The following is a 24,526-nucleotide window of genomic DNA, read 5'->3' on the forward strand; positions in this document are numbered from 1 at the left end:
TCTCGCCCGGCGTTAGTTTACGGGGTGGTTTTCATGATCCCGGCCACCGGGTTCACCGCGTATGTCAGCAACAGCATCCAGGAAATAGGAGACAAACTGGATCATCATCGACACGGCGAACACACCAATGAAGCCGGCCATGAGGTATTTAACGTAAAGGCCGAACCCTGCCTGCGAGGTCTCGTAGGCCAAAATCGGGCTGTTGATAATGTTCTGTTTGCCGCCCATGCCGATCACGAGAATGACCACACAAAGCGACATTCCAAGTATCACCGAACCCACGGCGTTAACGTAGCCCTTCGTCTTAGCGGACATACCGGCGTAAAACACATCCACGCGCACATGTCCTTCTTCTTTAAGGGTGTAAGCACTGGCAAACAGGAACAGCGCCGCATACCAGAACCGGACAAGATCCGAGAGAAAGGCCTGTTCGTAAGAAAACACAAAGCGGCCGATGACGATCAGGAGTTCCGCCGCGACAACAAGCAGCGCCAGCCACGTGAAGCCCATGGTACGGGTGAAAGCAGCGATAATAACCGAAACAGCTAATAGTGGCATATGGACGTAGGCACCACGAAATCGCGATTTGCCAAGTTCATTCGCAAGATTTTCGCCTACGACACCAGCCAGAAGGCCTTCAACGCGTAGAAAGGAGATAGCGCTGTCGATCAGACCAACGATCAAAACGGCAAAAAAAGCTGCCCTGATCAAAAAGGTATTGATGTTGCTGATGCGTTCACTGTCTTCACGCAAAGTGCGGCTGTTTTTCAAAACATATGCAATACCGCACAAGACGAAAGCAATGTAGATCAGCAACTGCAGCCAGGACCAGAGTACCGGCAAAGACCCATTCGCAGCCCCCCCAATCAGCGGACTGATGCCGGGCAAGCCCTGCCAATAGGTGAGATAGTTGTTGATCAGGAATGCTGCCGTGATCGCTAAGATCGACCAGCCAAATAGACGGAAAAAACGTGCGCTATCTGACGTGGGCCCCCGACTAGATGCCGTGTCCGAAGGCGCGTCCTGAACAGTGTTCAAGGCGGTCATCGTTGGCTATGCCTCTGCTGACAAATGTAAAATGGGACGGGAAATTCCCGTCCCTCTCTTCAAATGTTGGCTTGGATTACCCGCCGACTCCAAGCACTCGGTTGCGCTGGTTCACGTAGGCGACGTCCGCAATCGCCATCCATTCGCCATAAGAGTTGCGCGCAGCAAGGAAGCTATCAACGATCCGGCCAGCAAGCGGGCTGTGATCGCGTGCTTCTTCCATAACTTCCTGCGAGGCTTCGCCAAAACTGTCATAGATCTCATCGGAGAAGATCTTGACTTCCACGCCATGCTCGTTGATGAGCTTCTGGAGATACTCAGGGTTTTTGGCGTTGGTTTCCGCCATTTGTTTGGCGTTTTCTTCAGTCGCCGCCGCTTCAATGATTGCTCTCTCTGTGTCGGTCAAGCTATCCCAGAAGTCTCTGTTCATGGTCAGGGACAGCTGTGATCCTGGCTCGTGGAAACCTGGAGCATAGTAGTATTTGGCAGCTTCGTAGAACTTCATGAAATAGTCGTTGAACGGACCAATCCACTCCGTCGCATCGATTGCACCGGACACGAGGTTTTCGTAAATCTGAGAGCCGGGAAGCGACACGGTTGAAGCGCCGAGTTTGGCAAGAACGTCGCCGCCCTGTCCCGGAATACGCATCTTCAGACCTTTGAGGTCGTCAGCCGTCTCGATTTCCTTGTTGAACCAGCCGCCCATCTGGAAGCCGGTGTTGCCGGCAGCAAGACCTTTCAGGCCGAACTCGCCCTGTAGCTCATCCCAGAGCTCTTGACCACCGCCGAAGCGAATCCACGCATCCATTTCCGGATAAGTCAGGCCGAACGGCACTGATGTGAAATAGGCCAATCCTGGATGTTTACCCTTCCAGTAGTAGTCCGCACCGATATAGGCTTGCGCATTTCCGGATGCAACTTCGTCAAACACGTCAAACGGCCCAACACGCTCACCACCGGCGAAGTACTGGACGTTGATCTTACCTTCGGAAAGCTGTGCGATACGCTCTGCTAGACGTTGGGCGGAAATACCAACGCCCGGGAAGTCACGCGGCCAGGTCGATACAATGACCATTTCCTTCGTGCCCTGCGCGATTGCCGGTGCAGCCAGTGTGGACCCGGCTGCAACACCGCCAACACCAAGTCCAGCTTTTTTGATAAACGAACGACGATCCATTAGTTTCCTCCCTAATCGGACCTAAGAACTGCGATCGGACTGCAACCATGCACCGATCTCGGCGTATGTCTAGTGGACAGATCAATTGATATGCTATTCGTGATTTTGCGCACTCTCTCGGTAATACTACTGAATTTTGCGCAATTGAGTGCCTGTGAACCAACCAAATGCGCAATAAGAGGGCAATCCGTGTGACCTTTAAGACAAAATTGTTACTCATCACGATCTTGCCTTTGATTGCCGTCTCCTTCCTGATCGGCGGAGTAACATATTTCCAGTCGCGTAAACTCATTGAGGCAGAAACGCGCTCAGTTGAAGAGCGCATCCTTTCGTCAAAACGGCAGGAAATTCAGAACTACATCAGTCTGGCGCTCACCTCGATTGAACAAATCTACGAGGAAGAACCCGGCGGACGCCAGGCAGCGCAGGAAGAAGTCAAGGAAATACTGAACAACCTGACCTTTGACTACGACGGCTACTTCTTTGTCTACACTATGGATGGCACCAACGTTGTGCATCCCAAGTTACCGCATCTCGTAGGGGGAAACTGGTGGGAGCTGAAGGATGACAATGGAAATTACGTCATTCAGAACCTGATAGCCGCAGCCAAATCCGGGGGTGGCTTCCATCGTTATGTCTGGCATAAACCATCGGTCGGATATGTTGCCGGAAAGATTGGCTACGCCATCCATCTGGAAAAGTGGGGGTGGATGCTCGGCACCGGTCTGTATACGGACGATATCTCAAGAGAAGTTATCGCAATTCGGGCCGACTTTGCGACCAGCATTCGCCAGACTCTTCTGGTCACTTTCCTGATCACGCTTGCAGGGATCGTGATCGCGGGAAGTCTGATAGCCGGGGTCCGATTTTCCGAGCAACGGTTTGCCGACAGCAAGCTCAAGGAACTGACAAACCGGATCTTTCAGGTTCAGGAACAGGAACGAAAACGGGTCTCAACCGAACTTCACGACAGTATTTCGCAGCTGCTGGTTTCCGTCCGATACGGGGTCGAGATGATCCACAGCGAAGCCACGCGCGAGCCGGACCTGCAGATGCAGGCCGCCAAATGCCTGACGACCCTCGATGGAACGATCGCCGAAGTGAGACGCATTTCGCGGGACCTCAGACCGAGCGTCCTGGACGACATGGGGCTGGCAGCCGCTCTTGGAAGTCTCGGCAAGGAAATCCAGAATCAATCCGGCATCAAGGTCAGCGTAGACGCCGAGCAGTGTCACAGCCGCCTGTCCGACGGCGCCAAAACGGCGCTTTATCGCGTCGTTCAGGAGTGCATGACAAATGTCGCGCGGCACTCACAGGCCAACAAGGTCAACATAGACCTGAAAGTCGGAGCGCAAAGCCTGACGCTTTGTGTGGAAGACAATGGCATCGGCCTACCGCGACCGCTGCCCAAAACGGGAGGACTCGGCTTCAGAAACATGCGTGAGAGAATTGAGACATATGGCGGCAAATTGATTTTGAGCCGGCGGTCCTCGGGAGGTACTAGGATCAAAGTCCAGATGCCGCTCGACAACGCGGCCGCACAAGCAGCGTAACTCCGAGATGACCCAAAACGCACCGCCGTCCGCACCAACTGAACGACCTATCAGGGTCCTGCTCGCCGACGACCATGAACTGGTGCGCGACGGCATCAGGGCGCGTCTACAAAAGGTGCCGGATCTGGAAGTCGTTGGCGAAGCGACCAACGGCCGTGAAGCGGTCCTGATGACCCGGAACCTGAACCCGGACGTGCTCTTGATGGATGTGTCCATGCCGGTCATGAACGGACTGGAAGCGGCAATGGAGATTCGCAAGACACAGCCCGGTGTCGCCGTTCTGATCCTGTCGGTCTATGACAACCCGGAATATGTGCGCGGTGTGGTGCAGGCCGGTGCCAGAGGATACATTTTGAAAGACATCTCGGCCCAGGAAATGATCAACGCGATTTCAAGCGTGGCCTCGGGGGGGTATTTCTTTTCCTCCGCAATCGGACCGACGCTCGTTGGCGCAAGCGCTTCCGCTCCGGTTGAGGATCCCTACGGCCTGACGGAACGCGAACGCCAGGTACTGCGCGAGATTGCGAAGGGCCAGCCGAACAAGGAAGTTGCCAAGGCTCTCGGGATCAGTGTCCGCACGGTCGAATCGCATCGCCTAAATCTGAGAGAAAAGGTCGGCAGCAAAAACGCCGCTCAACTCTACAAGGTCGCGCAGGAACTGGGATTGCTCGACTAGTCCGCTATCCATTACACATTCACATGTACCGTCTCTGCCATCTCTTCGCTTCGCATTAAGGACCGAAATGACGAAACCGCTTGTCCTGGTTACCGCTGACGTAAAACCCATTGACGGGTTCAACTGGCACGCCGTGAATTCAACCTATCTTCATGCTGTCTTGCAGGGATCCGATTCAATACCGTTGATCCTGCCCTCTCTTGGCGCAGAGCTGGACATCGATGCGGCGCTCGATCAGGTCGACGGCGTCCTGGCGACGGGCTCACGGTCCAACGTCAATCCCGCAATTTACGGCCAGGAGCCGACGGAAGAAAACGGACCTTACGATCCGGATCGCGACGCAACGACTTTGCCACTGCTTAAGCGCGCCATTGAACGCGGCATTCCCGTTTTTGCAATCTGCCGGGGTATGCAGGAACTGAACGTTGCGCTTGGCGGCACGCTGCTAACCGAAATCCAGACGATCAGCGGACGCAAGGATCACAGGGCGCCGGTCTCTGAGCATCAGGACGAGCGGTTTCAAATCGCACATCCTGTTGAGGTTGCAGATGGCAGTTGCCTGGAAAAGGTGCTTGGCTCCGAACCTTTTGAAGTCAATTCACTGCACCGTCAGGCGGTCGGTGACCTGGGCGCGGGGCTTGTGATGGAAGCCAACGCAGAGGACGGAACGATCGAGGCCATGTCCGTCAAGGACAGCCGCGGCTATGTTCTCGCAACGCAATGGCATCCCGAATACTGGGTCTCGACGGATGGTCCGTCACAGAAGCTGTTCAGCGCATTTGGCGACGCTGTACGCGCCTACAGGGAAAAACGACTCGGTCATTAGATGAAATTTCAGCTGCCCTGGCCTTCAGTCGGCGTATCACCATGACAATCGGCCGAGCCCTGAGCATGCCAGGGACCACCGGGCAATCGCAGTGCTAACCCCAACCGAGTGTGGCGATCAGCAAGGTCACTCCGAGCAGGAACACGATCGTCGCACCGATGATTTCGATAGACCGGTGAATGCGCATGGACATGGGGCTGCCTTCGCCAAACAACCTCACGGCAAGGTCCTTTGCGCCCACTGCAAGTCCGGCAAGAACGGAAACAGTGATGCCGGTGCCAACCGCCATGGCCAGTGTGGAAGCGATCCCGGCCGCAATCATCCCCTGTGACAAAGCAAAGACCAACACCACCAGCGCACCGGTGCATGGGCGCAGGCCAACCGCAAAAATGATCGATGCTGCGCGCGCCATGGTGATTTTCCCCTGGACCATGTCAGGGGTTGGTGCATGCGCGTGCCCGCAAGACGTACAGATGCCGTCCGGTCCAATATGGTGGTGATGATCGTGATGATGATCGTGGTGATGATGACTATGCGCGTCTGCTCCCGCTAATGCGAGACGATCGCCCGCCAGTCGACTCGCGATGCTTACAACAAGCGGCCGCGCCGCTTTTTGCCAAAGCAGCCAACCACCGAGGCCGGTAATCAACACATAGGACCCGACCTCAAACCAGCGGGCGGTATCCTGAATTGCGATGCTGGTCAGGTTGAAGACCACAGCAAGCCCTCCAACCAGAACGATGGCGGTCAGGGCTTGCGCAAAAGCCGAAGCGAACGACAGCAAGATGCCCTTCTTCAGTGTTTCATCATTGGCAACGACGTAAGACGTGATGATCGCCTTTCCATGGCCCGGCCCGGCGGCGTGAAACACGCCATAGGCGAAGGACAATCCGATCAGAAGCCAGCCTGCATTTGGATTGCTTCGGAACGCACGAAGGCTGGCGACGAGCTTCTGGTAAAATTCCTTCTGCTTCACCGCGATCGTGCCGAAAAACTGATCCAGAATTCCGGCCTGGACCGTTGAAGTCGCAGGCGCTTCGATAACGGCAACTTGCGTCGACGCGGCGACTTCCTGCGCACGCTCGTTCGCACCTTGGGCCGCATCGCCCGGCAAATCCGCCGCGTTCGCCGTCTCGACCGGGCTCCCGCCGGATCCCCCCTGGTCGCTGGACAGTTCGACTGCGGGAACAGCAAGGGAACTGTCCGCGCTCGCGCAATTGATGATCATCTGGTTGACCTGGGTCGCAGCGGCAGACTGCAGCTCCGGAGGCAAATCGCGCTGATCGGGACCGATCTGCGCAAGCGCATAAGCGGTTGCCGCGTCCAGAGGCGGCGGTTCCTTGCGCGTGACCTGGCATGCCCCCGGTGCATTGACGGTCCCGACTGCATCGTCTTCCCGGCCGAACCTGAAATCGACATAGTAGGTCGGATCGTAGATATCGAGCGTGATCGGCGCACTGGCATCGGTGCTGTCCTTCAGCGGTAGCACAAAATGCAACTCCAGCAGGTCGACATCTTCAAGCATCGCCCCGCCATTCAGCTTGATGTCTTCCTCAATGGCCTGAAAATCCTCCGGCTTCATGACCCAGTAGTCCTCTACCGGGACATTGGTCACTTCCAGCCAGAATTCGGTCGGTGTCGTGAAGTCGAGTTCGACACGCGAATTGTCGCCAAAGGTGAAATAGCCGAAATCGGCCATGCTCTCCACATTGACCTTCGCAAGCTCCGCGAGCTCCTCCCTTGAATAAATACCGTCCTGGTTTGTGTCGAAACCCTGGATCGCAAACGCCGTGAACGCGTCATCGAAGCGGAAGACATGCTTCACGGCAACAGCCTGTCCCTGATCGTCAAAAATCAGCTTCGATCTCGCCTCCACGAACACATGCGGATGCGCCAGCGCACCGGCGATCATCATGACAAGCAGGATCAGCGCAGCTGTCACGCGCGTTAGGATCGAACATGCGGCCTCCGGCAGAAAGGAGGAAAAACAACGCAACGGAATCACCTGCTTCTAGGGCTGTTCCAAGGTTAAATGACATTCAATGGCCTCTGTGACCAGAGAAGACGGCAGCATCATGGCTGAACATCATCTTGCGCCGCAAAATGCCCGGGGGACATTTTTGACGTTTTTTTCAAGAAACAGGAATGTCTGTTCTCACTTAGCTTCATCAAGCGGGAAAAAAGAGACTAAATTCTTCAAAAAGAAACTAAATTATTTGTACTGACAATAACCTGACAGAGCCAACCATGAATGCCTTGCACACATCTGTTCACCACAGTGCCGTTTTCGACCACCCGGAGATGGGCGAACATGAGAATGTCGTTTTCGCCAAAGACAAAGAAAGTGGATTGAATGCCATCATTGCCGTTCACGACACCACTCTGGGGCCGGCACTTGGCGGCTGCCGTGTCTGGCCCTACGAAAATCCGGCGGATGCGCTGACAGATGCCTTACGCCTCTCCAGGGGAATGACCTACAAAAACGCTTTGGCGGGTCTCGATCTTGGCGGCGGCAAGGCGGTCATAATGGCATGCCCGCGCAAGGACAAGTCCGCCGAGATGATGGAAGCGTTCGGCCGTCACGTCGAGAGACTTTCGGGCACCTATATTACGGCAGAGGATGTGGGTGTATCACCGGACGACATGGAGGCGGTCGCCCGGCACACGGATCATGTGCGCGGAACAAGCTCCACCGGGCTTGGAGATCCGTCACCCTATACCGCTCTTGGTGTTTTCGAAGGCATCAAGGCCTCGGCGCATCATGTCTTCGGCACGAGCGACCTTGAAGGCAAAACCGTGTCCGTACAAGGTCTGGGTCATGTGGGTTTTGATGTTGCCCGGCAGTTGCACGAGGCCGGGGCGCAGCTCATTGTTTCCGACATACACAGTCCGGCGGTCGTTCGCGCTCTCGATGAGTTCGGCGCGACTGCAGTCGATGCCTCTGAAGCGCATCTTGCAGCCGCTGACATTTTCGTCCCCTGCGCACTCGGGGCCGGACTGAACGCGCGCACGATCCCCCAGATCCAGGCTCGTGTCGTTGCCGGCGCCGCAAACAATCAGCTTCAGACACCGGCAGACGGCACGGCCCTCAAGCGGCGTGGAATTCTCTACGCACCCGATTACGCGATCAATGCCGGTGGCGTGATCTCCATCGCTTTGGCGCAACCGGGTGGCAGCGATACCCGTGTCCGGGAAAAGACGCTGGCAATCGGCGAAACGCTGACGCTTATCTTTGAAAGGGCTTCCAGGGAAGGAACAACCCCGGAGGCAATTGCCGACAAAATCGCCGAAGAACGCCTGGCAAAATCGGGCCAAACCAACTGAACGACCGCGATATTCAAGAGCGGCAACGCTTCAAATCAGCGTTGCCGTCTTAAGCTTTGGATAGATCGGGATTTCAGGAATAACGGCTTTCGCTCGCCGCCTTGAACATCAACCGCACCTGCTTCTTGGCATCGTCGACTGCCGTCTCGTCCATTTCGGCGTAGCAGGCGGTAACACCTTCATGAAGCAGATAGAGCGTTGAAGCGAATTGTTCCTGTCCGCTCAAGACGCCGAAAAACTCCAGAAGCTCACCCTTGTGCCGGTTCACCGTCGCTTTGATCTCGGTGCTGTCCGGGTTTGCAGCAAGGGCCTGGCGGAAGAAACACTCTTTGCCCTGCGTCACTCTCATCCAGCCGCCGAGCTTATCGAAGAGCTGCTCCGCCGCGGCCAAACCCGGTTCCGTAACGCCTTCGCGCACATATTTCAGATACCTTTGATGCCTGTATTCCAATGCACCGAGGATCATCGCCTCACGTGAAGGGAAATGGCGGTAGAGCGTGCGCATGCTGACGCCGACGCCGGCACGCAGTTCCGGGACACTCGGCTCTGCAAATCCTCGGCTCCAGAACACCTGCTCCAGGCCGGCGGCTATTTGTTTCTGTGCGTCATTCATCGCTTCACACTGGTATGTATACATTAAATTTGCAACAAAAATATCAGTGCCATCTTCCGGCATCTGCGGAAAATATAAGCATTGGTGAACGCAATGAAAGACAGAAGCCTCTTAAAGCTCAATCACCCCTGACGCGTAACGTCCGAATTGCTAGTTGGCCGGGTTCTTGGCTGTCCATTCAACAAGAAAATCCACAAGCGCGCGAACCTTTGCACTCAGGTGACGCCGGTGCGGATAAACCGCGTAAATACCGCGCATCGGCTCCTCGAATGTCTCCAAAAGAGGCACCAGAGCGCCGGTCTTTACGTCGTCGGCAACGAAAAAAAGCGGTGTTCGCAAGAAGCCCAGATGTGCCAGAGCTGCTTCGCGCGCGGCCGCAGCGCTGTTGACCTCGAGAGGTCCTTTGACCGCCACCGAAAGCCGCTCACCTTCGGATTGAAACGCCCAATTCTGCTTGAAACGATAATTTGTATCGATAATGCAGGGCCGCGTTGAAAGATCCGCCGGCACATTCGGCGCACCATGGCGCTCGATGACTTCGGATGTTGCGCACACAATGGTGCGAAACGGCGCGATCTTGCGCGCGATCAGACTGGAATCTTCCAGCTGCGTTACCCGGACCGCAAGGTCGAATCCTTCCTCGACAAGATCAACGAAACGATCTTCCAGGCGCAAATCCAGATTGATATCGGGATATCGCGTCAGGAAATGCATCATCGCCTTGTTCAGCATGTCGTCTCCCATCGACCGCGGCGCGGAGACACGCAAACGGCCGCGCACTTCCTGGTGGGATGACTGGACCGACGCCTGAAGATCATCGATCCGCTGCAGGATTTCGGCAGCCTCCTTGTAATATGCCTCGCCAACCTCCGTCAGGGAGACCTGGCGTGTGGTGCGGTTGAGCAGACGCACGCCAAGTTCGTCTTCCAGTTCACCGACATATTTTGAAACCAGAGCCTTGGACCGGCCCATTTCCCGCGCAGCAGCAGAAAATCCGTTGGAATCGACCACTTGAATAAAACAGCGCATGCGCGTGATTGCGTCCATCCGGCTCCCTTTCCGCTTTGCACATCATTCAACCTGATTACATGATTTGATGTGAGGCGGTCAAAGAAGACGGCGGAATGCAAACACCGCCGCACCGCACTAGGTCTTCGCACGCAAAGGCCGCAAGAAAAGACGCAGGAATCCAAGCAACCCGCTGAAAAGAATGAGCCCGGCCAGGGCACCGGCCCCTGCACTGGCAAGGCCCGCGATGGTGACCGGAATGGCCGGCTCGTAATCTTCGGCGGTGGCCTGAGCCAGTTGCCGGTCGAATCCGTGCGCGAACACAAACAGACGTTCCAGCGGACCCGCCGTCTCAAGCTCTTCCTGCTGCTGTTTCAAACGTCCAAGGCGCGTATCGGCAACAGCCATGCTGTCGCCACGCGCTTGGATGAAGGGGTCGTCCGACGCTTTCTGGCGGGCAATCGCCTCCGTGACAGACATGCCATAGGCCGCGGCATCCCGTCGGAAGTCGGCGAGAATTTCCTCAAGCGCATCGATCGCCCCGCCCATGCGCTGACGATATTGCTGCGAGAATTCCGGAAGCTGCGACGTGGCCGTACCGCTCGTCAGCATGACTATGAACATCAAGATCCGAACCATGAATATCTCCCGGCCACGGCGTGTTCAGCCGTCATTCCTGCAGGCTGACGATCCCTGCTTCTCCCGCTTCCGACCCGAAGGCCAGGCGCATGCCGTCACTGTCCCAGTCCAGCGAAGAAACAGGCCCTTTCCCCGGACGGCGGAGCGGGACTTCGGCTTTGTCTTCGAAGCGGCACATCACGATCGACCCATCCTGATATCCCACTGCAGCCACGTCCTCCTTCGGATGACAGGCAACGCTTGTGACGAGAATATCGGGGCGACCTCCAAGCTGAAGCGGCGTCTGACCCATCGGACCGGTCTTGCCATAATACGGCCAGAGAATGGCAGCGTTCGCACCCGATGTTGCAAGATAGCGTCCCTTGGCGGACCAACTGAGTGATTTCACTTTCGCCGGATAGCCGCTCATGCGCATGTCCTGGCTGTCGGAAAGCCGCCAGCCATGAAGAGCATTTTCCTGCATCGCTGTAACAAGATATTTGCCGTCTGGTGAAAAACTGACGCCAAGATGTGCACCGGCCCAGCTCAATTCAGATGGAGCGCCATCTGTTCCAGGCCACCACAATGTGGCTCCGTTGTAGCGGGATACGGCGAGGCGAAGCCCCTTTGGCGCAAAGGCCAGGCCACCTACTGCGCGTTCGTGCTGAAATTCCTTTGTGCGCCTATCACCCAGATGAACCCACGCCGTGCGGCCGCTCGCAAAGGCAACCGCTCCTGAGGGTCCGGCTGCAATCAGGTCGATCCACTTGCGAGGGCGCTCGGCGACCAACTCGAAAGACCCGTCGGCAGAACATCGGTAAATGCAACCATCGTCGCCCGATGTAATCAGACCGGCGCCCTCATTCATCGGTTCGGCCGCCAGGAGGCCGTCCTTATGCGGCCGAAGCACCTGTATGCCCTGGTCGGAAAGCGTGATGTCTCCTTCACCTGTCGCGAAATAGGCGCAGCTTTTCAAGAAACCTGCGCGGACGACAAATCCTTTTACATCCACGTTAGCTATTGTTGGCACTGTGTCGTCCTTGTTAGGCGGCGCAGGCCTGGAAACTCTGTTTCAGAACGTCCCAGTTAAGGTCCCGCCCGATGAACACAAGCCGGCTCTCGCGGGGTTCGTCGCCTTTCCAGTCGCGCTGATGGTCGCCTTCAACGATCATGTGAACACCCTGGATCACATAGCGCTGGGGATCGTCCTTGAATGCCAGAATGCCCTTCAATCGCAGAATATTGGGCCCCTGTACCTGCGTGACCTGATTGATCCATTTGAAGAACATGTCCGGGTTCAGGTCGCCGGCAGTCAACGAAATGCTTTTTACCGAGTGTGGAGCGTCATCGTGGTGATGGTGATCATGATGATGATGATCATGGTGATGGCCGTGCTCGTCGTGATCGCAGTCCGGTCCGCATTCATGTTCATGGTGGCCATGTTCCAGAAAGTGCGGGTCGAGCGAAAGAATACGGTCCAGATCGAATGCGCCCCGATCCAGGACCTTGGCGATCTCCACCCCGCAACGTTCGCTCCGATGCATGACCGCGTAGGGGTTGATCGACCTGATGCGCGTTTCTACGCCTGCCAGTTCATCTGGTGTCACGAGATCGGTCTTGTTGATCAGGATAACGTCGGCAAAAGCAACCTGATCCTCCGCTTCTTCGGTGTCTTCCAGACGCTGCAGGACATGGCGCGCGTCAACCACGGCAACCACCGCATCAAGGCGCGCGGCCGCTCTGACATCGTCATCCATGAAAAAAGTCTGTGCCACGGGTGCTGGATCGGCAACGCCGGTCGTTTCCACGACAATGGCGTCGAAGGCTCCCCTGCGTTTCATCAGGTTCTGGACGGTTCGGATCAGGTCGCCGCGCACGGTGCAGCAGATGCAACCGTTGTTCATTTCAAAGATTTCTTCGTCCGATTCAACGAGGAGATCGTTGTCGATACCCACCTCGCCGAATTCGTTGACGATGACGGCGTACCGCTGTCCATGGTTTTCCGTGAGGATACGGTTCAGCAGAGTGGTTTTGCCGGCACCGAGATATCCGGTCAGGACCGTGACCGGAATCTGTGCCTGGGCGTCCTGGGTCGCAGACATTGCGCAACTTCCTGGCTTTGTTGATGTGTCGATCACCTGCGTGAGGGCAGGCTGTGTTGCCGCGTATATAATCACAAACCCGGCGGTTTGGGAGAGAGACGGGAAATTTTCCTGTGACGGCCCAAATTCAATCAGGACAACTGAGAACTGCTTCAATGCTATCCGGTCTTTTCAGGCCGCGCACTCGCACGGTAACGTGTCGCAAATTTGCCGACAAAAGAAAGAGAGCAACCGATGTTGAAAACGATCAGCGGGTTCGACCGCATCGGCGAGGAAAATGCCTTCGCCGTTCTCGCCCGAGCCACCGAACTTGCAGGTCAGGGGCGTGACATCATCAACCTCGGTATTGGTCAGCCGGATTTCCGTACGCCCGACCATATTGTCGAAGCCGCGATCAAGGCACTTCGCGACGGTCATCACGGTTACACACCGGCGACCGGAATTGCTCCGCTCAGAGAAGCGGTCGCCGCCGATTTGGCGAAACGGCATGGTGTTGAAACAGATCCTGGCAATGTCCTGATCGTTCCGGGTGGCAAGGTGACCATGTTCATGGCCATCTTGATGTTCGGCGAACCCGGTACCGAAATCCTCTATCCGGACCCTGGATTTCCCATCTACCGATCGATGATCGAATTTACCGGCGCCAGGCCCGTGCCTGTTCCAATCCGGGAGGAAAACGACTTCGCCTTTTCGGCCGAGGAAACCCTTTCGTTGCTGAACGAGAAAACACGATTGCTGATCCTCAATTCTCCCGCGAACCCGACAGGCGGCGTCACGCCGGGTTCTGAAATCGAGGCGCTCGTCAAGGGATTGGAAGGTCATCCGCACGTCGCTGTCCTATCCGACGAGATCTATTCACAGATGACCTATGACGGCATGGAGCATGTTTCGCTCCTGAAATACGACTCGATCCGGGACAGGCTTATCCTTCTGGACGGTTGGTCCAAGACCTACGCAATGACCGGTTGGCGTATGGGCTTCTCCCTTTGGCCGGATGCTCTTGCCGACAAGGCGCGCAAGCTCGCGGTCAATGCCTGGTCATGCGTTAACGCGCCGGCGCAATTTGCGGGCCTTGCAGCGCTGACCGGACCGCAGGACGCAGTTCGCGACATGGTGGCGGAGTTCGACGGCAGGCGGAAAGTGATCGTCGAGGGACTAAACAGGCTGCCCGGCGTCTCCTGCAGGACACCACTGGGGGCGTTCTACGCCTTCCCGAACATCGCCGGCACGGGGTGGAAAGCCAAAAAACTCGCGTCGGCCTTGCTGGAGGAGGCAGGCGTTGCAACCATTGGTGGGCCAGACTTCGGAATACTAGGTGAAGGATACATACGCCTTTCTTATGCGAACTCCACAGAAAACATCAAGATCGCACTTGCCCGCATAGAAAAATTCCTCGAACAGTGAGCCGTATTTTTTAAGTTACTGATCCAGCCTGGTCAGCAGCGCTGAGATGAGCTTATGAAAATCTCTTTGACGATCATAAGCTTACCTTACGTATCTGTTTTTTAAACATTTCTTGTTTTCATTTGCACTCGAGCGAAAACCGTTGATGCAATGACGGGAGGAAATTGGTGGAGTCGATCACGCTCGATCTGGAGCAGTCTTTCGGGGACTTGAACGAAGCGGTTCTTGTCACAAATCCCGAAAGAACGATTGTTTTTGCCAACAAGGCGATTGAACGGCTTTTGCGGGTCGGACAGGACGATCTGATCGGCAAGACAACAAGGCGTTTTTTTGCCGACCCGGCTCAATTTGATGGGATGGCCGATCTCTATCATCGTCCGGAAGACCAGCGTCATCGCAAACTCTATCCTATTGAAGCTGTTTTGGGTGACGGCACCCGCAAACAGCTTGAGGTCGTCAGCGCACCGTTGTTCGACGGATCCCGGCAGATGTGCGGTCTCCTGTTTCTGGCACATGATGTCAGCGACCGGAACAAACTCGAAGCCCAGTTGAGTGACATTGTCGTGACGTTCGAGGACGCGCTGGATGCCATTCTCGAAGGATTCGCGATTTACGACAGTGAAGACAGGCTGATTCTTTGCAATGACACTTACCGTGAAATCTATGAATCGTCTGCACCGGCCATGTTTCCCGGCAACCGGTTTGAAGACATCTTGCGCTACGGCCTGAGCAACGATCAGTACGACACCGGCACACTGGATAAAGAGGTCTGGCTTGCCAAACGGCTGGAACAGCACCAGGCTGCGGACGGTCGCGTGCTGGAACAGCAACTGGACAACGGCCGCTGGCTGAGAATCTCCGAAACACGCACGAGCACCGGCGGAATCGTTGGCATTCGCGCCGATATCACGGAATTGAAAGAGGCCAAGGCGCTTGCCGAAAAGGCCTATCAGAACCTTCATCTCATGGCGGACAGCATGTCTGCATGTGTCGGCGAGGTCGACCTTGAGGGCAAATGCCTGTTCCTCAACAAGACCGGGTGCGAGTGGTTCCACGGAACGTCAGAAGACCTCCTGGGTACGCGTCTGAGAGAACGGCTGCCGTGGAAAGAACGCGATGCCATCAGTTCTCTCTTCAAGCAGGCGATCAGCGGGCATAAAGCGTCGGAGGAAATCGGCCTTCACTTTCCGGACGGTGTTTTTCGTGAGTGCCAGATGGATTGCAACCCGCGTTTCAATGATGAAGGCAAAGTCGATGGCCTTGTTGTCCTCATCTCAGACATTACAAATCGCAAGAAAACCGAGCGGACGCTCGCCGAGCTTTATGCGATCACGTCCACCAGGGAACTCGGCCATGAAGACAAGATCGCAGAGATCTTGCGCCTCGGCTGCGAGCATTTTGAGCTTCCCTTCGGGATCATCAGCCGGGTGATCGGCGAGAACTACACGATAACGCACGCGCAAAGTCCCGGTAACACCATCGCTCCCGGGAAATCGTTCGAACTCAAGGACACCTATTGCACGCTGACACTCAAGGCAGATGAACCGATTGCAACGGCTCATGCGGCCGAGTCCGAATTCGCCGGTCATCCGTGCTATGAACTCTTCGGTGTCGAGACCTATATCGGTGCCCCGCTATTGGTGGACGGGATCGTCCACGGAACAATCAATTTTACGGCCCATGAGATCCGCAAACGCCCTTTTACAACGGCCGACATACAGATCATTCGCCAGTTTGCCGATTGGATCGGCCACGAAATTGCGCGCCAGCGAGATCACCAGGCGCTTATGGATGCCAAAATCCGAATGGAGCGCATCGCAAGTATTGATGATCTGACCCAGATCTTTAACCGGCGGGCCTTTCTGGAATATGCCGAGAGGGAAATCCAGCGCTTCCGCCGATCGAAGACACCGTTTGTCGCCGTCATGATGGATATCGACAGGTTCAAGGGCATCAACGATCTGCATGGCCATGCCGCCGGCGATGAAGTCCTGAAACTGTTTGCACGCACCATCGCCAACGAACTCCGCTCCGTTGACATCTTCGGCCGTGTCGGCGGTGAAGAGTTTTGCCTGATCCTGAGCGACACGAACCTCCAGGATGGGCTGCACGTTTGTGAGCGGCTCCGGAAGCGGATTGTCCATGGTTGCCAGCTACAGGTCAAGCAGACCGTGACCTGCAGCATGGGGCTGGCGCTTTCGACCCGTGAAGACGTTGCTTTTTCATCGCTCATGCAAAAAGCCGACACGGCGCTGTACGAAGCGAAGACGACAGGGCGCAACAAATGCGTGGTCTATGCGTCGGCCCCTGACGCTGTTTCCGCATAAATTTCATGCGAGATTATTGTCCGGCGCGGCGGCGGCATGCTTTTTGGCAACAAACGGAGCGCCAACGCTTAAACGCACGGACAGCGATCAGTCCGCCAGCCTTTGCGCAAGACGAACACCTGGCGGCGGCGAGCTCTCTCTGATCCGCAGTTCAGGTTCAATGACGATCGGTTTATTCGGAACACGGTCGCCGGCAACCTGCCTTAGAAGGGTCAGCGCCGCGAGGCGCCCGATCTTGTCCGGCTGATTGGCCACTGTCGTCAGGGCGGGCGTTCTCGCGTCCGCGCCATCGATGTCGTCGTAACCTGTAATCGCCATGTCCGGTCCCGGTTCGATACCGGCGCGCCGAAACGTTGTCATCATGCCGAAAGCGACCAGATCGTTGAAGCCGACAATCGCGGTCGGCCGCTCGTCGGCGTTCATGATGGCAGGAACAGCCGCGCGCCCGTCGGCCTGAGTCATGAGTTCCGGCAGATCCACCTGCATGTCCGGATCGATACCGGCGTCTTTCAGGGCCTTGCGCCATCCTTCATTCCGGTGGCGGCCTGTCGAGCTGTCCCGGCGCCCGCCTACCATGCCGATTTTGGTGTGTCCCTGTGCGAGCAGGTGCTTGGTGATCTGATAGGTTCCGGCAAGATCATCGCCACGCACACAAGGTGCCCAGACACCCGGGACCTCACGCGCGACCAGCGTCACCGGTATCCCCTGGTCAACGAGCCGATTGATTTCTTCAGCCGTTGTACCGACCGACGGACACAGAATCAAACCGTCCGCCCTGTGCTGGAGCAACGTGTTCACAAAACCCCGCTGACGCTTCACGTCATCCCGGTGGTTGCAGATGAAGATCATCTGTCCCTGCTCCTCGAGCACATCTTCCAGCGCCGAAAAGACTTCTGCAAAATACGGATTGAGAATGTCGTGGACCGCAACGCCGACAATCTGGCTGCGTGACGTGCGCAGCGAAGCCGCCGACCGGTTATAGATGTAACCGATCTCTTCGGCAGTCTGCTTTACTTTTTCCCGGGTTTCTTCGGCCACAAGCGGGCTGTCACGCAACGCAAGCGAGACCGTCGCCGTCGATATTCCGAGCTGATCGGCAATATGGCCAAGCGTCAGCCTTTTTCCGGGCTTCGGTGGCAAGTCCGATTGCGATGTCGTGGAGTCTTTGTCTTCTGACATTCAACAGTCTCTATTTCCGCGGCGGTTGGGTGGACCGATATATCCCCCAGCCGCTGCGGTAAACAGACAATTTGTCGGCTATCGCGCCTGGGGCGCCGATTCGTCGAATTCTTCCCGCAAATTGACAACCACCCGGCGGTTCTGAGACTGGCACTCGATGGACGCACAATCGGTTACCGGACGCTCAACACCGTAGCCCTTCGACCACAGGCGTTTCGGACTGACACCCAGCGAGACCAACTCGGCCATGACCGCGTCGGCCCTTTGCGCAGAAAGTGTTTTCTGAGCGGCTTCGCTGCCCGGATCGTCCGAATGACCCTGTACCTTCACCAGCCACTTACGGTTCCGCTTGAGCCAGTCTGCCTGGTTCTTGATTGTCATCTTGGCTTCTTCAGTGACCACCGCCGATCCGCGGTCGAAATAAACACGCCGACCGACATTGATGATGAACTCTTCCTCAGAGCCTGTAGAAATCTCGCCAAAACCCGCGGCCGGTGCATTTGTGACATCCGGCGATGACAGGCTTCCCGCCGTGTTACAGGCAGCCAGCCCCAACACGCAGAAAGCGGCGATCAACGCACTCCGGCCCCATAGGCCAATCCAATTTCCCAAGAATGCCCCCCAGAATTTCCCTTATTCCACACACGTGCCGGCATCAGCCGGCATTTGCACCCAAATGTTCAAGAACAAGAACCGCGGTTCCCTTTGGACAACGCTGATAAAGATCGATGATGTCTTCCGGCAGCATGCGGATGCATCCGCTGGACACATCGTGTCCAATACTCCAGGGCTCGAGCGTTCCATGCAGGCGATAGCCCGTATCACCACCGTTGTTGTAAAGGTAGAGTGCCCGCGGACCCAAGGGGTTGTTTGCCGCACCGCCTTCGACCCGGCGCGGCAGTTCCGGCTGACGCTTCAGCATTTCAGGCGGCGGAACCCAGCGCGGCCAGAGCGCTTTTCGGTCAATCCGGGCACGGCCATACCACTTGAAACCCTCGCGGCCAACGCCGACGCCGTACCTCAACGCGGTGTTGTTTTCCCAGATCCAATAGAGAAAGTGATTCTTGGTATCCACGACCACAGTCCCGGGAGGTTCCGGGCTGAAATATTTGACCATCTGGCGACGCCAGACAGGGTCAATACGCTTCAGATTTGTCCGACGGTATTGATGTCCATTGTCCTGCTGATAGCCGTTGAAATACGCGTTTGCGGCTGCATTGGCCTGCGCCAGTTGCGGCAACGCAAAGGTCCCCGCAACTGCTGCGGCTCCTCCTAAAAAAGTTCGGCGATCAATTGCCATCCCATTCCTCCTAGACAGGTTGGTGAGCGAAATTCACCTAGGGTCCACGCCAGCCGTCATTAAGAGGGAAACTCTCGCGAGCCGTCAACCGCCAAGCTGAGAATGTGTTGAACTTCAACCCGGAGAAAGAACGATTATCGTCAAAATTACGGATGCAATCCTTCAGATCCCGCGAATACGTTCCCGGTAGAGAATGTAGAGACCCGACCCGACAACGATAGAGGCACCGATCAGCGTAAGCGCCCCAGGCACATCGCCGAATACCAGATATCCAAGGCCCACCATCCAAACGATCTGTGTGTAGATAAAGGGAGCCAGCACGGGCGCGGGCGCCATTCTGTGGGCAATGATGAAGAGAAAATGTCCCCCACCGCCAAAGACGCCAGTCGCGAACAACAAAACCCAGCTCCAGATATCCGGCGGTGTCACCCAGACGGACAACCCTGCCGGCGTCATCGCAACGGCCGCCACGATACCAGAGAGGATAAGCATCCCGGCGGAACTGTCGGTCGCGGTCAGCTGACGCGTAAGAATTGCGTAAATCGCGTAAAAGACCATGGAGGCAACAGAATAGATGGCAGCCCAGTGCATGCCGCCCAATCCTGGTTGCGTCACCACGAGGACACCAAAAAAGCCGACGGCAATCGCCGCCCAGCGCCTTGGCCCTGCCCATTCGCCCAGGACAGGTCCCGCAAGCGCTGTGATGACAAACGGCGCTGCGAACATGATTGCAGTGGTTTCAGCCAGTTGCAGATGCCGGACCGCGAGAAAATTGAAAATGGTAATGCCCAGAAGACAAAAAGACCTGACGATCTGCAGAACCGGTCTTCTGGTTTTTAAAAGAGATGTGTTGCTCCAAACGCGAAATAGAACGAACGACAGGAGCACATGACTGACAAAGCGCAGCCAGACGATCTGCAGCGTTGGAACCGTTTCGATAAGATACTTTGCCGTTGCGTCCAGCAGCGAAAAGCAAAGACAGGCAAGGACGATCAGACCAATCCCCGCCAGAGGCGCCACCTGCGGCACCGATACCTTTTCCTGAACGCCCCGGGACTCGTCCCTCATCAGCAGTTGATCCTGTCCAAATCATCCGCAGATGAAAACACGAGGAAGGCCGGACACCGGCAAATGAGAGTGTCCGCTTGAGATCGGACCGGCAACCCTCTAGAGATTTATCTAGCGAAGCGGGAGCCGGAATGCCTGTCACGGATATCGAAACATGGCTGGGACGCCTTTCCATTCACGAAACCGAAGGCGCAATCACCCAATTACAATGGGACGGCGCAAAACGCCAAGAAGAAACCCCCTTGCTCCGGGAAGCAGCATCGCAGGTTACGGCCTACCTTGACGGACAACTCAAGGAATTCGATCTGCCGCTTGCACCCAGGGGCGGGGAATTGCACCAGGCGGTCTTCAAGGCAATGCTTGAAATACCCTATGGCAACACGCGCACTTACGGGGACGTCGCGAAAGAACTGAATACCTACGGTCAGCCTGTCGGTCAGGCCTGCGGTGCCAATCCGATCCCCATCATCATTCCCTGCCACCGTATCCTGTCAGTCAACGGACTTGGTGGCTATTCAGGCTCAGGCGGTCTTGATACAAAAATCGCATTGCTCAAACTGGAAGGCGGATATCCGTTTCTCGTTTGAACGAGGAGGGTCCCGAATCGACACCCGAGCGGTATCGGCTATTGGATACTGATTGGTTGGTGGCCACTCTTCGCCAACTGGTTTCGACGGCGATTTGTCTCGGGAAAGCGCTGCCGTCAGCTCTTTTTTCATCCGAATACGGGCAGACACTTGCAAGTGCAGTCGGCCTGTCGCAAACACATCATACGTTTTCGTCCGGCAATCTATCACCTGCTAAGGAGCGGCCATGAGCGGATTACTTGCCCTTCTCGATGACATCGCAGCTATTGCAAAGGTTGCTGCCGCATCCGTTGACGATGTGCTGGGTCAAGCTGCGAAGGCAGGATCCAAGGCAGCCGGAGCCGTCATCGACGATGCGGCCGTGACACCAAAATATGTCACGGGCTTCAGTCCTGCACGTGAACTCCCGATCGTCTGGCGCATCGCACGGGGCTCGCTCAAGAACAAATTGCTGTTCCTGTTACCTGTTGGCTTGGCCCTGAACGAATTCGCGCCGTGGACAATCACACCGCTTCTGATGCTTGGCGGCGCTTATCTGTGTTTTGAAGGCGCCGAAAAGGTGCACCACCTGTTCGCGCACAAGGAAAACCATGTCGCGGATCTGCCGTTGGAAGAAGCGGTCGACGCCGTCCATCTGGAAGAACAGAAGGTATCGGGCGCGATCAAGACCGATTTCATCCTGTCGGCCGAAATCATGACGATTGCGCTCTCGGAAATCCCGGAAAGCAATATCTGGATGGAAGCAGCAACACTTGCTGTGGTCGCGATCGGCATCACGGTCATGGTCTACGGGTCGGTCGCCCTGATCGTGAAGGCCGACGATGTCGGATTGATGATGTCGTCAAAGGGCCGTCTGTCGGTTGTCCGTGCGCTTGGACGCGGCATCGTCAAAGCGATGCCGGGCTTCTTGAAACTCCTGATGGTCGTCGGTACGGCGGCGATGCTCTGGGTCGGAGGTTCCATCGTTATCCACGGCCTCAAGGAACTCGGTGTGAAGTGGCTCTACGGCACGATCCACGATATCGCCCACGCCGTTGCCCACTCTGTCGGCCAGATCGAAGGCTTCATAGCCTGGGCAACGACCGCCTCCCTAGACGGTGTCTTCGGGCTGATCCTGGGGCTGATCCTGATACCGGTGGTCAGCAAGGTGATCCTGCCGATCTGGAATTCGTTCCGAAAAGATTCAGACAAGGTCAGCGAGCACTGAACATGATCCGCCGGGTCCGTCGGGACCCGGCAAAGGCGCTCGCGCTGGCGTAGCAATCTCTCTCTTGTGTCCGACGTCACGAGCCGGGAGGCTGTAGTAACCAGGCGTGCTCCTTGCCGGAGCACCGCTCTGCGAGTGGTCCGGAAATCGGCACGCTTGCGAGGTGTTCGATCGAAAATCCATCCTCAAAAAGACTGCGAATTTCATTCTCCGGAACTGAAAAGGGGGGCCCATCCATCTGCGACTGGTCGTAGTCGTAGGTCACCAACAGACGCGGCACTTGAGGACACAGCCTACGCAGGTGAGTGACATAGGCGGTACGCATTTGCGGCGGGAGCGCAACCAGCGCCGCGCGATCGTAAACCGCATCGACGGACCCGAGATCATCTGCGGTCAGCTCAAACAGATCGCCTGCCCAGAGTGTGAGATTGCCTTTTGAATATCGTACAAGCGCGCTGTACTGCGTTATGTCCGGCGTCACCTCAAAACGATCGAAGACTGCTTCGACTGCGTCGACATTGATCTCAGCGCCGCTAACGCGCAAGCCCCTCGCGAGAAGCCAGTCGAGGTCAACGGCCTTTCCGCACAACGGCACAAATACATGTGCACCCGGCATTTGTCCCAAAGCGTCGAAATGTTCGCTGAGATGCCGGTTGGGCGCGCCTTCATGAAAGCCGATCTTTCCTTCCTGCCAACGCTGCTGCCAGAACGCTTTTTCCATGACTTTGAAAACTCCGTAGTGAAAGTCGGCTGCAAGGCGCACCGCCTGATTTCTGTCTAAAGATCAGCGCCAACAAACGTCCGCCAGAAGTAAACCACTGACAGAACCGCTCCAAAAGAAATAACCAGAACCCGCAAGTGGTTCTGATTGACCTTTTTCGCCCAGCGCCCGCCCAGAAACCCGCCAATTGTGCTTCCCGCCATCATGACAAGCGCGGCAGGCCAGTCGATTAGCCCGCCAGCGCCAAAAATCGCGATGCTGATGATCGTGAAATTGGTGGCAAGAAGGTTTTTGATGCTGTTCGCCTCATGGAAATCCGTATGCCCGATCACCTGGGCGATCGCGAGCAGAATGATCCCGAGACCGGCACCGAAATAGCCTCCATAAATGGAAACAAGAAAGAGTATCGCGTAGACCGATGCAGACGTTGTGGATGGTCCGCTCAAGCGTACAAAAACGCGGCGCATTCGCTCGCCGAATGCGAACAGGGCAGTCGCGGCGGCAAGCAGAAACGGAACCAGTACGAGGAATGTCCTCGGGTCCGAGATCAGCAGCAACAGTGAACCGGCTGCCGCCCCTGCGCCTGACACCAGGCTCAGCTTGACCAGATCCGGCCCCGCCTTGCGCAGTTCATCCCGATAAGCCGCCAAGGCGGCGGCATTGGACGGCAACAGACCGAGAAAATTGGTGGCATTGGCAACGACAGGCGGCAAACCGGCGGCCATCAATGCGGGAAAGGTGAACAGGGTCGCACCACCGGCAATGGCATTCCAGACACCACCGATCAGTCCGACAAAAAGAAGAAGGATCACATCCGGGAAAGTCATACACCAGCCTCCAACGATTGACCGGGACGCTAGGACGGCTATGATCATTTATAAAATGAATAGTGTTTATGATCAGCATGAAAAAATTCGAACGAATTACACTGAACAGTGACCTGTTGCGTGCTTTTGTCGTGATAGCCGAGCAAGGACATCTGACGCTTGCATCGGAACGGCTAAGTCGTACGCAATCCGCCTTAAGCGTTCAGCTTCGAAAGCTTGAGACCAGCTTGGATACGAAGCTTTTTCACCGGCACGCGAAAGGAATGAAACTGACACCGGACGGCGAAAAGCTTCTTCCGGTCGCACAAGGTATTCTGAGCGACCTGTTGCATGCGCAGACACTCTTCGAAAAACCGCTTCGCGGGAAAGTGCATGTCGGCATACCCGACCACTATGACGACACGGTTTTCGAGCGTGTGCTCACCGATTTCGGCAAGACCTATCCGCTCCTGGACATTTACGTGAAATCGGGCTGCTCGGCGGGATTTGCCGCCGCGATCAGGGAAGGACGTCTTGATGTTGCCGTCGTATCCGGACAGATGGCCGAGCATGGGGAGGTGCTCGAAACAGAACCGAACCATTGGGTAGAGAGCGAGGACTTCGAAGCTGATGCAAACGAACCCGTTCCGCTGGGAATTCTTGATCGCGGATGCTGGTGGAGCAACTTGCCTTTGAACCTGCTTTCAAAACACCAGCGTGCATTCAATATCAAATTCAGAAGCGAGAGTTTCTCCAATCTCCGCTGCGCTATCAGGTCCGGACTGGCCATCGGGGTATTGCCGGCACGGGCGATTCAAGAAGGAATGCGCATTTCAGGGCCGCAACGCCGCCTGCCCGATCTCCCGGCAATGGCGCAGTCTCTTCTGGTTTCTGAAACAGCTGCACCCGACATTACAGGCGCGATTGCCGAAGCACTCAAAGAAGGCCTCGCGATCAATTAAGCCGGCACAACATTCTGTCAA

At 56.3% G+C, this 24,526-nt stretch carries 23 protein-coding genes; 9 read left to right on the forward strand and 14 right to left on the reverse strand.

Going from position 1 to position 24,526, the window contains the following annotated elements:
- Positions 1 to 12: 12 nt before the first annotated feature.
- Positions 13 to 1,047: a TRAP transporter small permease subunit gene (locus Q0915_RS28685; RefSeq protein WP_299482607.1), complete on the reverse strand. Its 1,035-nt coding sequence runs from the start codon at positions 1,045 to 1,047 to the stop codon at positions 13 to 15.
- A 76-nt stretch (positions 1,048 to 1,123) separates the two neighbouring features.
- Positions 1,124 to 2,224 carry a TRAP transporter substrate-binding protein gene (locus Q0915_RS28690; RefSeq protein WP_299482604.1) on the reverse strand — a complete coding sequence of 367 codons (1,101 nt, stop codon included), beginning with the start codon at positions 2,222 to 2,224 and terminating at the stop codon, positions 1,124 to 1,126.
- A gap of 191 nt (positions 2,225 to 2,415) precedes the next feature.
- On the opposite strand from Q0915_RS28690, the gene Q0915_RS28695 reads away from it, so the two are divergent.
- From Q0915_RS28695 to Q0915_RS28705, 3 genes are all read left to right on the forward strand, one after another.
- Positions 2,416 to 3,777: a cache domain-containing protein gene (locus tag Q0915_RS28695; protein WP_299482601.1), complete on the forward strand. Its 1,362-nt coding sequence runs from the start codon at positions 2,416 to 2,418 to the stop codon at positions 3,775 to 3,777.
- Between the two features lie 7 nt (positions 3,778 to 3,784).
- Positions 3,785 to 4,453, forward strand: a complete 669-nt coding sequence (locus Q0915_RS28700; protein WP_299482598.1) for a response regulator transcription factor — start codon at positions 3,785 to 3,787, stop codon at positions 4,451 to 4,453.
- A gap of 67 nt (positions 4,454 to 4,520) precedes the next feature.
- On the forward strand, positions 4,521 to 5,279 hold the full coding sequence (locus Q0915_RS28705; protein ID WP_299482595.1) for a gamma-glutamyl-gamma-aminobutyrate hydrolase family protein: 759 nt from the start codon (positions 4,521 to 4,523) through the stop codon (positions 5,277 to 5,279).
- Between the two features lie 94 nt (positions 5,280 to 5,373).
- Here the strand turns inward: Q0915_RS28705 and Q0915_RS28710 are convergent, their stop codons facing one another.
- Positions 5,374 to 7,275, reverse strand: a complete 1,902-nt coding sequence (locus Q0915_RS28710) for a DUF1007 family protein (protein ID WP_299482593.1) — start codon at positions 7,273 to 7,275, stop codon at positions 5,374 to 5,376.
- A 251-nt stretch (positions 7,276 to 7,526) separates the two neighbouring features.
- On the opposite strand from Q0915_RS28710, the gene Q0915_RS28715 reads away from it, so the two are divergent.
- The gene (locus Q0915_RS28715) at positions 7,527 to 8,603 is read left to right on the forward strand and encodes a Glu/Leu/Phe/Val dehydrogenase dimerization domain-containing protein (protein ID WP_299482590.1); all 1,077 of its coding nucleotides are present in this window, start codon (positions 7,527 to 7,529) and stop codon (positions 8,601 to 8,603) included.
- Between the two features lie 73 nt (positions 8,604 to 8,676).
- Here Q0915_RS28715 and Q0915_RS28720 read toward each other — a convergent pair whose 3' ends face one another.
- The 5 genes from Q0915_RS28720 to Q0915_RS28740 form a co-directional block, all read right to left on the reverse strand.
- Entirely contained in the window at positions 8,677 to 9,216 is a 540-nt protein-coding gene (locus tag Q0915_RS28720) for a TetR/AcrR family transcriptional regulator (RefSeq protein ID WP_299482587.1), read from the reverse strand.
- A 150-nt stretch (positions 9,217 to 9,366) separates the two neighbouring features.
- A complete protein-coding gene (locus Q0915_RS28725) occupies positions 9,367 to 10,263 on the reverse strand; it encodes a LysR family transcriptional regulator (protein WP_299482584.1) in 897 nt (298 codons plus the stop codon).
- A gap of 99 nt (positions 10,264 to 10,362) precedes the next feature.
- Entirely contained in the window at positions 10,363 to 10,863 is a 501-nt protein-coding gene (locus Q0915_RS28730; protein WP_299482581.1) for a DUF2937 family protein, read from the reverse strand.
- 31 nt (positions 10,864 to 10,894) lie between these two features.
- Complete coding sequence (locus Q0915_RS28735; RefSeq protein WP_299482578.1) at positions 10,895 to 11,872, reverse strand: WD40 repeat domain-containing protein; 978 nt, start codon at positions 11,870 to 11,872, stop codon at positions 10,895 to 10,897.
- Between the two features lie 13 nt (positions 11,873 to 11,885).
- Entirely contained in the window at positions 11,886 to 12,944 is a 1,059-nt protein-coding gene (locus tag Q0915_RS28740) for a GTP-binding protein (protein WP_299482575.1), read from the reverse strand.
- A 234-nt stretch (positions 12,945 to 13,178) separates the two neighbouring features.
- Here Q0915_RS28740 and Q0915_RS28745 point away from each other — a divergent pair, with 234 nt between their 5' ends.
- Positions 13,179 to 14,348 carry a pyridoxal phosphate-dependent aminotransferase gene (locus Q0915_RS28745; protein ID WP_299482572.1) on the forward strand — a complete coding sequence of 390 codons (1,170 nt, stop codon included), beginning with the start codon at positions 13,179 to 13,181 and terminating at the stop codon, positions 14,346 to 14,348.
- 167 nt (positions 14,349 to 14,515) lie between these two features.
- Entirely contained in the window at positions 14,516 to 16,675 is a 2,160-nt protein-coding gene (locus tag Q0915_RS28750; RefSeq protein ID WP_299482569.1) for a diguanylate cyclase, read from the forward strand.
- A gap of 87 nt (positions 16,676 to 16,762) precedes the next feature.
- On the opposite strand, the gene Q0915_RS28755 is transcribed toward Q0915_RS28750, so the two are convergent.
- The 4 genes from Q0915_RS28755 to Q0915_RS28770 form a co-directional block, all read right to left on the reverse strand.
- Positions 16,763 to 17,854: a LacI family DNA-binding transcriptional regulator gene (locus Q0915_RS28755; RefSeq protein ID WP_299482566.1), complete on the reverse strand. Its 1,092-nt coding sequence runs from the start codon at positions 17,852 to 17,854 to the stop codon at positions 16,763 to 16,765.
- A 78-nt stretch (positions 17,855 to 17,932) separates the two neighbouring features.
- Positions 17,933 to 18,466, reverse strand: coding sequence for an OmpA family protein (locus Q0915_RS28760; RefSeq protein WP_299482563.1), 534 nt, complete (start codon positions 18,464 to 18,466; stop codon positions 17,933 to 17,935).
- Between the two features lie 43 nt (positions 18,467 to 18,509).
- On the reverse strand, positions 18,510 to 19,154 hold the full coding sequence (locus tag Q0915_RS28765; RefSeq protein WP_299482561.1) for a L,D-transpeptidase: 645 nt from the start codon (positions 19,152 to 19,154) through the stop codon (positions 18,510 to 18,512).
- Positions 19,155 to 19,316: 162 nt separating this feature from the next.
- Positions 19,317 to 20,222 (reverse strand): DMT family transporter, encoded by a 906-nt coding sequence (locus Q0915_RS28770; RefSeq protein ID WP_299482558.1) that lies wholly within the window; start codon positions 20,220 to 20,222, stop codon positions 19,317 to 19,319.
- Between the two features lie 131 nt (positions 20,223 to 20,353).
- Here Q0915_RS28770 and Q0915_RS28775 point away from each other — a divergent pair, with 131 nt between their 5' ends.
- Entirely contained in the window at positions 20,354 to 20,809 is a 456-nt protein-coding gene (locus tag Q0915_RS28775) for a methylated-DNA--[protein]-cysteine S-methyltransferase (protein WP_299482555.1), read from the forward strand.
- 226 nt (positions 20,810 to 21,035) lie between these two features.
- Positions 21,036 to 22,016: a DUF808 domain-containing protein gene (locus Q0915_RS28780; protein WP_299482552.1), complete on the forward strand. Its 981-nt coding sequence runs from the start codon at positions 21,036 to 21,038 to the stop codon at positions 22,014 to 22,016.
- A 76-nt stretch (positions 22,017 to 22,092) separates the two neighbouring features.
- On the opposite strand, the gene tmpT is transcribed toward Q0915_RS28780, so the two are convergent.
- Complete coding sequence (gene tmpT / locus Q0915_RS28785; protein WP_299482549.1) at positions 22,093 to 22,737, reverse strand: thiopurine S-methyltransferase; 645 nt, start codon at positions 22,735 to 22,737, stop codon at positions 22,093 to 22,095.
- Between the two features lie 56 nt (positions 22,738 to 22,793).
- Positions 22,794 to 23,564 carry a sulfite exporter TauE/SafE family protein gene (locus Q0915_RS28790; protein ID WP_299482546.1) on the reverse strand — a complete coding sequence of 257 codons (771 nt, stop codon included), beginning with the start codon at positions 23,562 to 23,564 and terminating at the stop codon, positions 22,794 to 22,796.
- Between the two features lie 77 nt (positions 23,565 to 23,641).
- Here Q0915_RS28790 and Q0915_RS28795 point away from each other — a divergent pair, with 77 nt between their 5' ends.
- The gene (locus Q0915_RS28795) at positions 23,642 to 24,505 is read left to right on the forward strand and encodes a LysR family transcriptional regulator (protein ID WP_299483415.1); all 864 of its coding nucleotides are present in this window, start codon (positions 23,642 to 23,644) and stop codon (positions 24,503 to 24,505) included.
- Positions 24,506 to 24,526 lie beyond the last annotated feature (21 nt).

Origin of the sequence: uncultured Roseibium sp. (assembly GCF_947494555.1) — a bacterium.
Taxonomy (GTDB): Bacteria; Pseudomonadota; Alphaproteobacteria; order Rhizobiales; family Stappiaceae; genus Roseibium.

Excerpts from the sequence above, each read along its gene's own strand:
- Q0915_RS28700 (WP_299482598.1), top strand. The coding sequence starts at position 3,785 with ATGACCCAAAACGCACCGCCGTCCGCACCAACTGAACGACCTATCAGG.
- Q0915_RS28685 (WP_299482607.1), bottom strand. The coding sequence starts at position 1,047 with ATGACCGCCTTGAACACTGTTCAGGACGCGCCTTCGGACACGGCATCT.
- Q0915_RS28705 (WP_299482595.1), top strand. The coding sequence starts at position 4,521 with ATGACGAAACCGCTTGTCCTGGTTACCGCTGACGTAAAACCCATTGAC.
- Q0915_RS28755 (WP_299482566.1), bottom strand. The coding sequence starts at position 17,854 with ATGTCAGAAGACAAAGACTCCACGACATCGCAATCGGACTTGCCACCG.
- Q0915_RS28770 (WP_299482558.1), bottom strand. The coding sequence starts at position 20,222 with ATGAGGGACGAGTCCCGGGGCGTTCAGGAAAAGGTATCGGTGCCGCAG.
- tmpT (WP_299482549.1), bottom strand. The coding sequence starts at position 22,737 with ATGGAAAAAGCGTTCTGGCAGCAGCGTTGGCAGGAAGGAAAGATCGGC.
- Q0915_RS28780 (WP_299482552.1), top strand. The coding sequence starts at position 21,036 with ATGAGCGGATTACTTGCCCTTCTCGATGACATCGCAGCTATTGCAAAG.
- Q0915_RS28690 (WP_299482604.1), bottom strand. The coding sequence starts at position 2,224 with ATGGATCGTCGTTCGTTTATCAAAAAAGCTGGACTTGGTGTTGGCGGT.
- Q0915_RS28795 (WP_299483415.1), top strand. The coding sequence starts at position 23,642 with ATGAAAAAATTCGAACGAATTACACTGAACAGTGACCTGTTGCGTGCT.
- Q0915_RS28725 (WP_299482584.1), bottom strand. The coding sequence starts at position 10,263 with ATGGACGCAATCACGCGCATGCGCTGTTTTATTCAAGTGGTCGATTCC.
- Q0915_RS28740 (WP_299482575.1), bottom strand. The coding sequence starts at position 12,944 with ATGTCTGCGACCCAGGACGCCCAGGCACAGATTCCGGTCACGGTCCTG.
- Q0915_RS28790 (WP_299482546.1), bottom strand. The coding sequence starts at position 23,564 with ATGACTTTCCCGGATGTGATCCTTCTTCTTTTTGTCGGACTGATCGGT.
- Q0915_RS28720 (WP_299482587.1), bottom strand. The coding sequence starts at position 9,216 with ATGAATGACGCACAGAAACAAATAGCCGCCGGCCTGGAGCAGGTGTTC.
- Q0915_RS28730 (WP_299482581.1), bottom strand. The coding sequence starts at position 10,863 with ATGGTTCGGATCTTGATGTTCATAGTCATGCTGACGAGCGGTACGGCC.
- Q0915_RS28745 (WP_299482572.1), top strand. The coding sequence starts at position 13,179 with ATGTTGAAAACGATCAGCGGGTTCGACCGCATCGGCGAGGAAAATGCC.
- Q0915_RS28715 (WP_299482590.1), top strand. The coding sequence starts at position 7,527 with ATGAATGCCTTGCACACATCTGTTCACCACAGTGCCGTTTTCGACCAC.
- Q0915_RS28765 (WP_299482561.1), bottom strand. The coding sequence starts at position 19,154 with ATGGCAATTGATCGCCGAACTTTTTTAGGAGGAGCCGCAGCAGTTGCG.
- Q0915_RS28775 (WP_299482555.1), top strand. The coding sequence starts at position 20,354 with ATGCCTGTCACGGATATCGAAACATGGCTGGGACGCCTTTCCATTCAC.